This window comes from Herpetosiphonaceae bacterium (assembly GCA_036374795.1).
Lineage (GTDB): Bacteria > Chloroflexota > Chloroflexia > Chloroflexales > Kallotenuaceae > LB3-1.
Genome location: DASUTC010000332.1, coordinates 14,774 through 28,216 on the forward strand (window position 1 = coordinate 14,774; position 13,443 = coordinate 28,216).

10 protein-coding genes are annotated in these 13,443 nt (G+C 64.3%); 3 read left to right on the forward strand and 7 right to left on the reverse strand.

Annotation, left to right across the window (positions count from 1 at the left end; translation table 11 throughout):
* The first annotated feature begins 269 nt into the window (after positions 1 to 269).
* Positions 270 to 1,520, forward strand: coding sequence for a styrene monooxygenase/indole monooxygenase family protein (locus VFZ66_25505; protein HEX6292567.1), 1,251 nt, complete (start codon positions 270 to 272; stop codon positions 1,518 to 1,520).
* Between the two features lie 83 nt (positions 1,521 to 1,603).
* Here the strand turns inward: VFZ66_25505 and VFZ66_25510 are convergent, their stop codons facing one another.
* The 6 genes from VFZ66_25510 to carB all read right to left on the reverse strand — a co-directional run bounded on the left by VFZ66_25510 (position 1,604) and on the right by carB (position 11,059).
* Positions 1,604 to 2,827: a peptidase C39 family protein gene (locus VFZ66_25510; protein ID HEX6292568.1), complete on the reverse strand. Its 1,224-nt coding sequence runs from the start codon at positions 2,825 to 2,827 to the stop codon at positions 1,604 to 1,606.
* A 185-nt stretch (positions 2,828 to 3,012) separates the two neighbouring features.
* On the reverse strand, positions 3,013 to 4,365 hold the full coding sequence (gene gabT / locus VFZ66_25515) for a 4-aminobutyrate--2-oxoglutarate transaminase (protein ID HEX6292569.1): 1,353 nt from the start codon (positions 4,363 to 4,365) through the stop codon (positions 3,013 to 3,015).
* 63 nt (positions 4,366 to 4,428) lie between these two features.
* Complete coding sequence (locus VFZ66_25520; GenBank protein HEX6292570.1) at positions 4,429 to 5,721, reverse strand: aminotransferase class III-fold pyridoxal phosphate-dependent enzyme; 1,293 nt, start codon at positions 5,719 to 5,721, stop codon at positions 4,429 to 4,431.
* A gap of 13 nt (positions 5,722 to 5,734) precedes the next feature.
* A complete protein-coding gene (locus tag VFZ66_25525; GenBank protein ID HEX6292571.1) occupies positions 5,735 to 6,994 on the reverse strand; it encodes a methyltransferase domain-containing protein in 1,260 nt (419 codons plus the stop codon).
* Between the two features lie 62 nt (positions 6,995 to 7,056).
* On the reverse strand, positions 7,057 to 7,617 hold the full coding sequence (locus tag VFZ66_25530; GenBank protein HEX6292572.1) for a GrpB family protein: 561 nt from the start codon (positions 7,615 to 7,617) through the stop codon (positions 7,057 to 7,059).
* A gap of 160 nt (positions 7,618 to 7,777) precedes the next feature.
* Positions 7,778 to 11,059 (reverse strand): carbamoyl-phosphate synthase large subunit, encoded by a 3,282-nt coding sequence (gene carB, locus VFZ66_25535; GenBank protein HEX6292573.1) that lies wholly within the window; start codon positions 11,057 to 11,059, stop codon positions 7,778 to 7,780.
* A 638-nt stretch (positions 11,060 to 11,697) separates the two neighbouring features.
* Between carB and VFZ66_25540 the strand changes: the two genes are divergently transcribed.
* Both VFZ66_25540 and VFZ66_25545 read left to right on the forward strand, forming a co-directional pair.
* Entirely contained in the window at positions 11,698 to 12,087 is a 390-nt protein-coding gene (locus VFZ66_25540) for a hypothetical protein (protein ID HEX6292574.1), read from the forward strand.
* Positions 12,088 to 12,129: 42 nt separating this feature from the next.
* Positions 12,130 to 12,795 carry a hypothetical protein gene (locus VFZ66_25545; GenBank protein HEX6292575.1) on the forward strand — a complete coding sequence of 222 codons (666 nt, stop codon included), beginning with the start codon at positions 12,130 to 12,132 and terminating at the stop codon, positions 12,793 to 12,795.
* Between the two features lie 171 nt (positions 12,796 to 12,966).
* Here the strand turns inward: VFZ66_25545 and VFZ66_25550 are convergent, their stop codons facing one another.
* Positions 12,967 to 13,422: a hypothetical protein gene (locus VFZ66_25550; protein HEX6292576.1), complete on the reverse strand. Its 456-nt coding sequence runs from the start codon at positions 13,420 to 13,422 to the stop codon at positions 12,967 to 12,969.
* Between the last annotated feature and the right edge of the window lie 21 nt (positions 13,423 to 13,443).

The following is a 13,443-nucleotide window of genomic DNA, read 5'->3' on the forward strand; positions in this document are numbered from 1 at the left end:
AGCTGTAGCAAGCAGCGCGCGCAGCACGTGATCATGCTTATCCACTGCCATATGCCGATCTGCTCCTGGTGCTTGAGCACTATTGAGCTCATCGATTGTCCGATGTACGTTTGCAGGCGGACTCGCAGTACGCTGCTGTTCAGGATCGACCAGGTGCCCGCGTCGGCCATACCATCGCCTCGCTCGAACGTATGGCCTTGCACCCGGAAGATCCTGTTTCCGCGCGTATACACCCAGTCGTCATCCCTCCAACAGATAAGGAAGTAGCCGTGAAACAGATTGGAATCGTCGGAGCAGGAATCGCCGGACTCCACCTCGGCCTGTTACTTCAGCAGCAGCGCGTGCGGGTAACGCTCTACGCTGAGCGCACGCCAGAACAGCATCTTGCCGGATGGCTATCGAGCGTCGTCACGCGCTTCGGCCCGACACGCGAGCGCGAGCGGGCGCTGGGCGTTAACCATTGGGACCTGCCCGATTTCGGCGTCTTTTGCTTTTATGTCAATATCGTCGGCGAGCAACCGCTCACCTTCTGCGGTCATCTCTCGCAGCCTGCGGCGGTGGTGGACATGCGGATCTATCACGCGACGCTGCTCCAGGACTTCGTCGGGCGGGGTGGTCAGGTGGAGTACGGCACGCTGGAGCCCGCCGATCTTGAGCGGCTTTCAGAGGAGCACGATCTGGTGGTGGTTGCGACGGGACGCGGCAGCCTGACCGATCTTTTCCCGCGTATCGAAGAATACTCGCCGTTCAGCGCGCCGCAGCGCCATCTATTCGGCGGGCTATTTCGCGGCGTCAGCTATCCCGATCCGCTGGGCGTCACCTATGCGATCGTCCCAGGACAGGGCGAGATCTCGGCCATTCCTTTCTACTCGTTCGAGGGGCGGCAGAGCGCGCTTTTCTGCGAGGCAATTCCGGGCGGAGCCTTCGACGTTCTCACGCAGATGTCCTACGCGGACGATCCGCAGCACTTCGAGGCCACCCTGCTCGATCTGATTCGCGTCCACGCGCCGCCGATCTACGAGCGGATCAACCCTGCGGAGTTCGGCCTGACGCGACCGCTCGATCTGATTCAAGGCGCGATCACGCCGGTTGTGCGGCGCGGCTACGCACAGTTGCCCAACGGTAAATGGGTGGTGGCGCTCGGCGACGCGCACGCGCTCAACGATCCATGCATCGCGCAGGGCGCGAACGCGGCCTCACATGCGGCCTGGATGCTCGGCGATGCGATTCTGCAGCGCGCCAGCTATGACGAGGCATTCTGCCGCGAGGTCGAACAGCGCGTGTGGGAGTATCTCGGCGCGGCGACCGCGTGGACCAACGAGACGCTAGCGCCGACATTCGCGCACGTGGGCGAGCTATTCGCCGCCGCCGGGCAGAGTCAGACGATCGCAAACGCCGTCGTGGACAACTTCGCCGATCCGCAGGGCGGCTGGGCGATCACATGCGATGCCGAAGCGATGGCAGCCTTCCTCCAGCAGCGCGGCTGGAGCATGTCGTCGGATAGCCTGACGGTCGGATGAGGGCGTACAACGAAACATTGGGTGATTAAGCCACGCGGCGGAGATCGTTGATCTCCGCCGCGCGCCGTTTGTGCCGATGACTCTTACCAGCTACCGTTGGACTTGTCGGTCGGGATCGGGTGGCCCTTGGGGTAGATCAGATAGACCGTGCCGCCGGAGTGCGTCAGCCACAGCCGCTCCAGCGTCGCCCGATCGTACACGATCCGCACCGCATCGTCTGATGCGGCGGCAGGATCGTTGGTGATCACATTGCCCTGAGCGTCGAAGCCGCGCACCACCATGATATGGCCGTCGGTCGACGAGATCGGCGCTCCCGGCAGCTCGCCCTCGGCGAAGGCATAGCTCATGATCACAGGCACGCCCGCGCTGATCCACTCCTCCATCTGCGACATCGAGCTCATGCGCGTGACATACGCCTCAAGGCCGAAGGTGCCCGCCCAGGCGGTGTTGAACGGCCAGTTGCCGTTGCCCTCATACACATAGTCGTAGGTTGCGGCGGCAGCCTCCGGCACGGGCACGCTGTAGCCCCAGTAGGCCAGCACCATCGAGGTCGATGTGGGCGAGCACCAGACCGGGCCACCGCCCTTGTAGATCATCTGCGAGCGCATCGGCACGTTGAGATCCTGGCCCCACGCCTCGCGATCTGAGGCAATATCAAGGCCCGCCGCCTCTTTGTACGAGTCGGAGGTCATCACCGAGATCAGGCGGACGCTGGGCGACGCGCGCAGATCGGTAGTGAAGAGCGTGACGCGATACTGATAGCGCGTGTAGGCCGGAGCGCCGCGCAGAAAGAGCGTATCGGTGGCGACATAGCCGTCGGTATCGCCCTGCGCGTTGACGCTGTGCCGCTGGATCGTCTCGGTGCCGGAGGCCCAGATGCCCATGTTGTAGTACTTGGTCCAGTGCGCGTCGCCGGGCCGGAAGACGCGCAGCTCCACCTGCACCCAGGTGCCCAGCGGCGTCAGTGCGTTCCACGAGGCAATCGCCGTATCGAAGGGCTGCGCCGCGTCGTACACGGGCGACTCCAGCGAGCCGTACCAGTAGCTCTTCTTGGCACCGTAGAGCTTCTTGTTATCGCCGAACGCCAGGCCGCTTGCCGCGAGGTTGATGTCGGCAGCGCCGTCGCGGCTCTGGATCTCGACGCCCACCAGCCTGCTACCGGCAAAATCGGCGGCGGTGGTCTGCTTGCGCAGGCCGACGTAGGGCTGCGTGCCGGTGGCAGCGCTGGTGGTAGACAGCGGAACGGCCAGGCCGGACACGAGAATCGTCAGGACAAGGAGGAGCTTAATAGCGCGGAATGTGAGCATTGGGGGTGTTCCTTTCATGTTCTGTTCACGGCAGCGCGATCGATGTGACCGGCAATATCAAACATGTGGGGGCCGATAGAACACAATGGCGAGCAGTGGATCACCAATATTGGTCAACAATAGGATAAAGCCTGCGCGATCGATTGTCAACGTGTTGCTCACGATTCCAGCCTGATTGTCATCGATTATTCATGTGTCTCTGCCACGGAGGCCAGCGCGTCGCCGAGCACATCCAGACCCTCGTGGAGCTGCTCGTCGCCGATGACCAGCGGCGGGAGCAGCCGGATGCAGTTGGAGTACAGCCCGGCGCGCATCACCAACAGGCCGCGCTCGACGCAACGCCTGACGACCGCCAGCGTCTCCTCGACGGCAGGCTCCTGCGTGGCGCGGTCGCGCACCAGCTCGATCGCGATCATCGCGCCCAGGCCGCGCACATCGCCCACCAGCTCCAGATCGCGCTGCCAGTGCGCCGCTCGATCGCGGATCATGCCGCCGATCACGTGGGCGCGCTGGCACAGATTCTCCTGCTCGATCTGCCGCAGCACCTCCAGCGCGGCGACACAGGCCAGCGGATTGCCGCCATACGTTCCGCCGATCCCGCCGAGATGCGGCGCGTCCATCAGGCGGGCGCGTCCGGTGACGGCGCTGAGGGGCAGGCCCGCCGCCAGCGACTTGGCCGACACCAGCAGGTCGGGCTCGACGCCCATCTGCTCGATCGCGAAGAGCGTGCCGGTGCGCCCCATGCCACACTGGACCTCATCGGCGATCAGCACGATCCCATGCCGATCGCAGACCGCGCGGAGGCGGCGCATAAACTCGGCGGGCACCGGCAGAAAGCCGCCCTCGCCCTGCACCGGCTCGATGATGATCGCGGCGACATCCCCAGGATCGACGTGCGCCACCAGCACGCGCTCGAAGGCCCGCCAGGTATTCTCCACCGCCAGCGCCTCGTCGCCGCCCAGCCGATAGACGTACGGAAACGGCGCACGATAGACCTCCGGCAGGAACGGCCCGAACTGCTTTTTGAACAGGCCATACTTCGAGGTCAGCGAAAGCGTGGCGAGCGTGCGACCGTGGTACGCGCCCTCGAAGGCGATGATCGCGGCGCGCCCCGTGGCGGCGCGGGCGATCTTGATCGCGTTCTCGACCGACTCCGCGCCGGAGTTGGCGAGCAGCGTTTTGTTCGGCCCGCCGATCGGCGCCAGCGCGTTGAGTCGCTCGGCCAGCGCAATGTACGGCTCGTAGGTTCCCACCAGCGCCGACAGATGGATCAGCTCGGCAGCCTGCTGCTGCACGGCGGCGACGATCGCGGCGGGCGTGTGGCCCGTGGCGAGCACGCCGATGCCGCCGATAAAATCGAGCAGCAGGTTGCCGTCCAGATCCTCGACGATCGCGCCATGCGCGCGGGCAATGCCGACCTGCGTGGCGTTGCCCAGGCCGCCGGGCACCGCCTGCATCCGACGCTCGTGCAGCGCGCGGCTTTGCGGGCCGGGAATCTCGGTTGTCAGGCGGATCGATGGCGCGTGTGGAGCGTGCATGATGGTCCTCTACAAAATAATGCCGATCGTAGGGTCGCGGCCCCCTGGGCGCGACGCGGACCCTTAAGCCACGGCGGCAGTCGCGCGATCGGCGATGCGTTCGAGCGCCCGGCCAAAGATGCGCAGCGCCTCGTCGATCTGCTCGTCAGAGACGATCAGCGGCGGAATCCAGCGCACCACCTGCCCGTACGCGCCGCAGGTCAGCAGCAGCAGGCCATCCGCGAAGCACGCCTGTGTCAGCGCCTTCGCCGTCGCGCCGTCGGGCTGTCCCGCCGCGTCGGTACACTCGATCGCGATCATCGCGCCCAGGCCGCGCACATCGCCGATGACGGGATAGCGCGCTTGCAGCGCTTGCAGCCCGGCCCGCAGGTATTGGCCGCGCGCGGCAGCGTTGGCGACCAGGCCCTCATCGCGCAGCACGCGGATCGTCGCCTCGGCAGCGGCGCACGCCACCGCGTTACCGCCGTAGGTGCCGCCGTGCGAGTTGGGCGGCCACTGTGCCATCAGCTCGCGCCGCGCGGCGATCCCCGACAGCGGAAAGCCCGACGCCAGGCCCTTCGCCATCACCAGCACGTCCGGCTCGACGCCCATCTGCTCCATCGCCCAGAAGCTGCCGGTCCGTCCAAAGCCGGTCTGCACCTCGTCGGCGATCAGCAGCATGCCGTGGCGATCGGCAATGGCGCGCAAGCCCTGGATAAACGCGGCGGGCGCGGGAACGTAGCCGCCCTCGCCCAGCACCGGCTCGATCAGCAGCGCGGCGGTTTCTTCGGGCGCGGTCTGCGTGTGCAGCAGATGCTCAAGCTCGCGCAGGCAAAACCGCACCGTCTCTGCCTCGCTCCAGCCGTAGTGGTAGCTGTAGGGGTAGGGCGCGACGAACACACCCGGCATGAGTGGCTGGTAGCCCGCGCGATAAGCCGTCTTGGAGGTGGTCAGCGACATCGCGCCGACCGTGCGGCCATGAAACGAGCCCGTGAACACCACGACATTCGTGCGCCTGGTCGCCTGCCGCGCCAGCTTCACCGACGCCTCGACCGCCTCCGCGCCGCTGTTGGAGAAGAAGAACGTGTCGAGCGTGGGCGGCATGACCTCCTTGAGCGCCGCGACCAGCCGCAGCATCGGCTGGTGATAGACGATGTTGGCCTGTCCGTGAATCAGTTGGGCGGTCTGCGCCTGCGCCGCCGCGACGATCGCGGGATGGCAGTGGCCGGTGTTGGTGACGCCGATGCCGCAGGTGAAGTCGAGGTAGCGCCGCCCGCCGGTGTCGAAGAGGTACGCGCCCTCCCCGCGCTGCGCGTGCAGCGTCCACGAGCGCGCCCACACGGGCGCGAGCGATTCGCGTGCCTGCTGGAGATCCATAGGTTACTCCTTGTCAAAGCTGTTTATTGACGCGGCGAGTGTCGTACACCTGCCGGATCAGCCGCAGCGCTCGCATGATCCGGCCCGACTGGATCTGCTCGATCAAGCCTTCCAGGTACCGAATATGCTCGTCTTTGCGGGCGATCGTCGCCTGGAGCGCGGCAATCGGGTGCTGAGCACCCTGCTCTTTGAGGCGCTGCTCGCGCTCCCGGTCGGGAATGTGGCTAAAATCCGGCTCGACCACCTCGGCTGGCAGGTGATGGTCCTGGGCAGCGCCCATGTCTGCATGCTTCTGGAACGGGCGTAGCTCGGCAAAATAGCGCTCGATCGCCGCGTCCTGCTGCCGCCCGCCGGTTTTGGCCCACTGCATGATGTTGCGCGCGGTGCCAAGATTCAAGAGCGCCGGATACTGACGCTGAAGCGCGGGCGTGCTCCGCCAGGCCGCCTGCACCACCTCCGGGATCACATCCGACGTGCCGTGCGGCGACTTAACGCCGAAGAAAAAGGTTCCGGCGGCAGTGTACAGCGCGGCAGACTCGGAGAAGCGGCGATCGTAGGTGCTCAGCGGCAGATCGAGGATGCGATCGATCAGCACGTGCAGCTCGCGCACGTCGGGCTGGCCCTCGGTGCCGAGATCGCGGCGATAGCTTTCGAGCAGCGAGCGCACGGCGAACGACGGCATCTGGTATGGCGCGACGCCCGATCGCAGCCTGGTGAACGGCGTAAAGACCTGCTCCATGCCCTGCTGCGTGGCGTTGAAGTAGTGGTGCGGATAGCCGTGATAGGCAAAGACAAAGTTGCACTCGCCATAGACATAGCCGCCGTTGCGCAGCGCATCGTACATCTCCTGCGCGGCCACGAACGGCTGGCGCAGATGCTCGATCACCGCCAGCGAGAAGATAAAATCGAAGCTCTCCGGCAGAAACGGCAGCGCGTGCGTATCGCCGACCACATCGACGTATGGCGTCAGCGTCACGTCCATGCGGATCACGTTGGGCAGGTTGAGCGCCATGTTGCCCGATCCCATATCGAGGATGATCGCGCTGGCGGGCAGCGATTGCAAGACAACGCGGTGCAGCCACGGATCGTAGCCCTGGCGAATGTCCAGCTCGTGCTGATACTGCGTTTCGGGAATGCTAGCGTCGGGCAGCATCACCGGAACGCCGCCGACGATCGGATAGGCGCGCTGGCACTGCGGACAGACCAGCGTTTCTTCCTGACGCGCCACGGCGACTTTGCACGTGGGACAGGCAAGAATATCGAACAGGTCCATGCTCTCGATGCCTTTCCGTTAGCTAGGAGTTGGCAATTATAGAGTATCGCGGGCTGATCTGGCTACAAACTGCTGTAGGTGCGCTCCTCGCGCCAGGCCCGCGCTTTGACGACGATCGCCTCGATGAACTCGCTTTTGCCCAGGGTATAGCTCTCGATGTCGCCGGGAAACTGACGGGCTAGCTGCTCTTTCAAGCGGCTGTACGCCTCCGCCGCGTCGGGATGGGCGCGCAGATAATCGCGCAGGTTGAGCATGCGCTCGATCTCGGGATGGCCCGTCTGAAAGACATGCACATTGTGCGTGCGGGCCATGTCGCTGGTTTTGGTGAAGTAGCGCCGCCCCGCGATGCCCAGCTCGCCACGCGGCGCGTAGCCCAGCTCGCTCATCGCGCCATCGTGGGCATCGATCGCGTCGATCTGCCGCGCCTCGATCAGGATGTCGATCGTGGGCTTGGCTTTGATGCCAGGGATCGATGTGCTGCCCGCGTGATGGATCGCGACCAGCTCAGGCGCAAGCGCTGCGGCGATCGGCTCCGCCGCAGCGCGAAACGCACTTGCCCAGGCCGGATCGTGCGGCACGACGGCAACGGTGGCGCTCGGCTGCGATCCATTCGGCTGAGACATGGGAGCTTCCTCCACTTGCTGCGAGTTCCAGGCCCTCACCCCGGCGCTGCCGCGCCTTCCCCTCTCCCACTAACGCAGGAGAGGGGAGAATCTGTGCCTGGTTCTTGGTGCTCGTCCCTTTGATCGCCCGCATGGCACCCGGTTCTTTGGTCTTCGCCCCCTAGCGCGCGTGCCACTCCTGGAGCGAGCGCACGGTCCAGGCTCCCGATCGCAGCGCCTTGATCGCCTCGACCGCCGCCGCCGCGCCTGTAAGCGTGGTGATCGAGGTGACGCCGTACTGCACGCCCGCGCGGCGCATCGCCAGCTCGTCGAAGAAGCTGGCCCGGCCCAGCGGCGTATTGACGATCAGGTCGATCTCGCCGTTCTTGATCAGGTCGACCACGTTGGGCCGACCCTCGTTGACCTTGAAGACCGTCGCGGCATGCACGCCCTGCTGCTCAAGGTACTCGGCGGTGCCGGTAGTGGCGACGATACGAAAGCCAAGCTCGCTAAAGCCGCGCGCGATCGGCACCAGCCTGGCCTTGTCATGGTCGTTGACGCTCAGGAAGACCGATCCGGTCAGCGGCAGGAAGTGGCTACAGCCAAGCTGCGCCTTGGCGAACGCCTCGCCGAAGGTTTCGCCCGATCCCATGCCCTCACCCGTCGAGCGCATCTCCGGCCCCAGGTTGGTATCCACGCCCGGAAACTTGGTCCAGGGCAGCACTACCTCTTTGACGTGGAAGCCCACCACCTGCGGCTCGTGGGTAATGCCCAGGTCGCGCAGCTTGCTGCCCGCCATCACCTGCGCCGCGACCTTGGCCCACGGCCTGCCCGTCGCCTTGGAGACGAAGGGCACAGTGCGCGATGCGCGCGGGTTGACCTCCAGGACGTAGACGATGCCGTCCTTCATCGCGAACTGGATGTTCATCAGGCCGACGACGTTGAGCGCCCGCGCCAGGTCGATCGTGTAGCGCCGCATGGTGTCGAGATGCGCCTGCGGGATCAGCGCCGCCGGAAGCACCGCCGCCGAGTCGCCGGAGTGAATGCCGGCCAGCTCGATCTGATGCATAATGCCCGCCACAACCACATCGTCGCCGTCCGAGATGGCGTCCACGTCGAACTCGAAGGCGTCTTCCAGAAATTGATCGATCAGCACCGGATGATCGGGCGAGATGTCGGCGGCCTCGCGCATGTAGCGCGTCAGCGCCTCGTCGTTATAGACGATCGCCATGCCGCGACCGCCCAGGACGTACGAGGGCCGCACGATCACCGGGTAGCCGATGCGCCGCGCCACGTCGAGCGCACCCTCAGTCGAGGTCGCCGTGCCGTTGGCGGGCTGCGGAATGTGATGGTCGCGCAGCAGCGCCCCGAAGCGCTCGCGGTCCTCGGCCAGATCGATCGACTCCGGCGTCGTGCCCCAGATCGGCACGCCCGCCGCTTCGAGCGCCCGCGCCAGCTTGAGCGGCGTCTGCCCGCCGAACTGGACGATCACCGGGGGATACGGCGCACGCGGATCGCCGAAGCCCTGGCGCTCCGCCTCGACCACGTTGAGCACGTCCTCAAGGGTCAGCGGCTCGAAGTAGAGCCGGTCGGCGGTGTCGTAGTCGGTGGAGACAGTCTCCGGGTTGCAGTTGATCATGATCGTCTCGTAGCCCAGCTCGCGCAGCGCAAAGACCGCATGGCAGCAGCAGTAGTCGAACTCCAATCCCTGCCCGATGCGGTTCGGCCCGCTGCCCAGGATGATCACCTTGGGCCGGTCGGTGGGATCGGCCTCGCTCTCGGTTTCATACGACGAGTAGAGGTAGGGCGTGTGCGCCGGAAACTCGGCGGCGCAGGTGTCCACGCGGTGATATGTCGGCACGATGCCCAGCGCCTCGCGCCGCCGACGAACGATGAGCGAAGGAGCAATCGTGGATGACGCTCGCGCACCTCCGCTGTCGCCGCGCTCCACATGCAGCAGATGCGCCAGTTGCTCGTCGCTAAAGCCCGAACGCTTGGCCTCGCGCAGCAGTTGCGGCGGGACGGTATCGAGGTTGAAGGCCCGCAGACGGCCTTCCAGGTTCAAGATCTCGGCGAACTGCGCCACGAACCACGGATCGTAGCCCGTGATGCGCGCGATCTGGCTTTCGTTCATGCCGCTCTGGAGCGCGTAGCGCACGTAGAAGGGCCGCTCAGGACGCGGCGTGATCAGATACTCGCGCAGCCGCTCCGGGTCGACCGTCTCTTTGCCGTCGGCGCCCCAGCCCGCGCGACCGGTTTCGAGGCTGCGCAGCGCCTTCTGCCACGCCTCGGCGAAGGTCCGCCCGATCGCCATCGCCTCGCCCACCGATTTCATCTGCGTGCCCAGGTTGGGCTGCGCGCCCGGAAACTTCTCGAAGGCGAAGCGCGGCACTTTCACCACCACATAATCAAGCGTCGGCTCGAACGAGGCGGGCGTCTCGCGCGTGATGTCGTTGGGCAGCTCGTCGAGCGTGTAGCCGACCGCCAGCTTGGCCGCGATCTTGGCGATCGGAAAGCCCGTGGCTTTGGAGGCCAGCGCCGAGGAGCGCGAGACGCGCGGGTTCATCTCGATCACCAGCGCGCGACCGTCGCGGGGATTGACCGCAAACTGGACGTTCGAGCCGCCCGTCTCGACGCCGACCGCGCTCATGACCTGCACGGCCATGTTGCGCAAGCGCTGGTACTCTCGGTCGGTGAGCGTCTGCGCGGGCGCGACCGTGATGCTGTCGCCGGTATGCACGCCCATCGGGTCGAGGTTTTCGATCGAGCAGATGATCACGACGTTGTCGGCTCGATCGCGCATGACCTCTAGCTCGAACTCTTTCCAGCCGATCACGCTCTCTTCGACGAGTACCTGATGCACCGGCGAGAGATCCAGGCCGTTCTCGACGATCGCGCGAAACTCCTCGATGTTGTAGGCGATGCCGCCGCCCGTGCCGCCGAGCGTGAACGAGGGCCGGATGATCGACGGAAAGCCGGTGGTCTTGACGATCTCCAGCGCCTCTTCGACGGTGTGCGCGGTGCCGCTGCTGGCGACAGGCAATCCCACGCGGGCCATCGCGTCTTTGAAAAGCTGGCGATCCTCGGCAATCTCCACCGCCTCCACCGACGCGCCGATCAGCTCGCAGCCGAACTCCTGAAGCACGCCCGCCGTATGCAGATCGACCGCCAGATTGAGCGCGGTCTGGCCGCCCACCGTCGGCAACACCGCGTCGGGACGCTCCTTGGCGATGATCCGCCGCACGCTCTCGACGGTCAGCGGCTCGATGTAGGTCGCGTCGGCAAACTCAGGGTCGGTCATGATCGTCGCGGGGTTGGAGTTGACCAGCACGACGCGGTAGTCTTCTTCGCGCAGCGCCTTGCACGCCTGCACGCCGGAGTAGTCGAACTCGCACGCCTGACCGATGACGATCGGACCAGCGCCGAGGATCAGGATCGTGGATATATCTGTTCGTTTTGGCATCTCAATCACCGTATAGGCGAAAGCCCCGCGCCATCCGTTTAACGCAGGGCCTTGTCGCATCGGGGGTATTATACGCGATTGTGCGGTGTGGTGCTGCGAGGGGATCAGGCCCTCACCCCGCTTCGCTGCGCTCAGCACCCCGCTCCCGCTGCCGTAGGAGAGGGGAAGCAACGTTCCTTGTTATGCTTGGTTCTTGCCTCTTAGTTCCGATCTACGCTTAAGCGCACTGCGTGACTTTACAGCTTGTTTATGCGTCTTGTTTCAGGGCAGGTTATCTGTTTGGCTGTGACGATCGCTGCTGGAAACTTCTCATTTTGATGACCAAAAAGGAGGTTCCGCTTAGTAAGCGCTCATTCTCGTAATCATACACTGATCGGTATGGGAAATCGCGTCCTCGCTTCTGTTTTATACTTGAAAGGGCTCCTTACCATGCACACACCTCGTCGGACAACACTGATCATCAGCGTGCTGGTATTTATGGCAACGTTTGTCGTCTCATTTCTACGACACTCTCTGCGCAAGCCCATGAATATTCTGTACCATTCAGATGGTATCGATCAAATGCGAATTTTACCGATCTTGGCACCGCCTGGAGCGCAGAGATCCGTAGTACAGCGGAAGACTACAACGCTACTGATTTGACAACCACCTTTATTCCCTATGGCGCTCCCTGTAGCAGCGCATGCATCTACTATCAATCGCTAAACCTTGGCACGGAACTCTTAGGACGTGCGCGCCCTTACTTCAACGGCGATCCTTGCTTTGACGCCAATAGTGTGCTGCGCCCTGGTGTCTGCAACACGACGGATCGACGGGCGAATCTAGGCTATGTGGATTTTAATAGCTACTACTCGATCGAAATAACGAGCCGCGCGCATTTTCTCGCCCGGCATGAAGCGGGGCATATATTTGGGATGAACGGAGCCTTCAACTGCGTCGATGTCACGGTGATGAACGAGACGGGCTGCGGCTATCAATACACTCGGCTTCAGGCGCACGACATCGGCCATCTGAATGCCTGGTATTAAGACGTACACATTGCTCATTATGTGCATCGAGGAGTCATGATTGTGCTTTCCAACATAGCCCGATCGCGTCGCGTACTCCTGCTCATCGCCGTCGCAATCCTCGGCTTGATCGGCGGACGCTTGGCTGCGACGCCCGAAGACTCAGAGGCAGAATCAGGAGCATCCGCCGCCCATCACAACAGCAATGCCTTCCTGATGCCCACGCCCAACACGCTCGGCGAATTAGTGGAGAAAGCGGACATCATCGTTGTAGGAACGATCGGCGAGGAGCTTCGGCAGCAATCGTTCGTCGGCTACGACGAGCAGGGGCGCGCGATCACCGCCAGCGACCAGCGCCTGCCCGCCGAGGCAGAGACGCTCTTTCATGATTTTGCGGTCAACGTGGAAGAGGTGATCAAGGACGACGGCACCATTCAGGCGCAACAGCCGCTGGTGCTACGAACGATCTTCGCCCGCAACACGAAAGAGATCGATCCCGCACAACACTATCCGGGTGTCTTCCCCGGTGATCGCTACCTCTTGCTGCTGTCGCGCAACCCCGATCATGCGACATACGGGTTTTACTACGCGGCGGCAAGTCGGCTGCTGATCGACGGCGATGCGGTAACACTGTCGGACGGCGCGCGAACGCCGCTGCCGTTTTCTAAAGGCGTCGCGCCGCAGGCGTTTCTTGGGCAGCTTCGGCGCATGGTTAGGCAGCAGCAATAGCAGGCCCTCACCCCGCTTCGCTGCGCTCAGCACCCCTCTCCCACTGCGTAGGAGAGGGGCGCGATGCTCCCGATCACTCCCCCTCTCCTATCGCAATGGGAGAGGGGGCCGGGGGGTGAGGGCCGGAACCAAGCACCACGCACCACCTGCTCCCGTGGGTGAGGGCCTGTACTATCTTGAGCGAAAGACCGGACGAATACTGGGATGCAGCAGGTACAGCATCAGCGTGATCGGTATCACGCTGCGGCTGAGCGCGATCATCAAGCTGGGTACGAGCACCGGCGCGAGCAGCGCCTCGACGACAAACCGCGCGACGTTGAGCGCCAGAAAGGCCAGCGCAAGGTAGCGCCCCCACTCTTTGAGCCGCCACAGCCCGATCGCCGTCACCGCGTAGAACGGAAGCTGCGCCAGCGCCAGGGCCAGCGCGAGCTGCGCATTCGAGCGCGCGTCAGCGCTCGTACCAGCGGCACTCAGCAGTTGAAACGCCTCGACGGCGGTGAGCGCCATAAACACCACGTAGAGCACGAACAGCGCTGCGATAATCATCACGCCGACCGGACGCCCGCGCGGCTGGGCTGGCTGCGCGCCAGGATGCTTGAGCGTGCCTGAGGGTTGCGAATCACTCATCTTGTTAGGTTCTTTCATGAG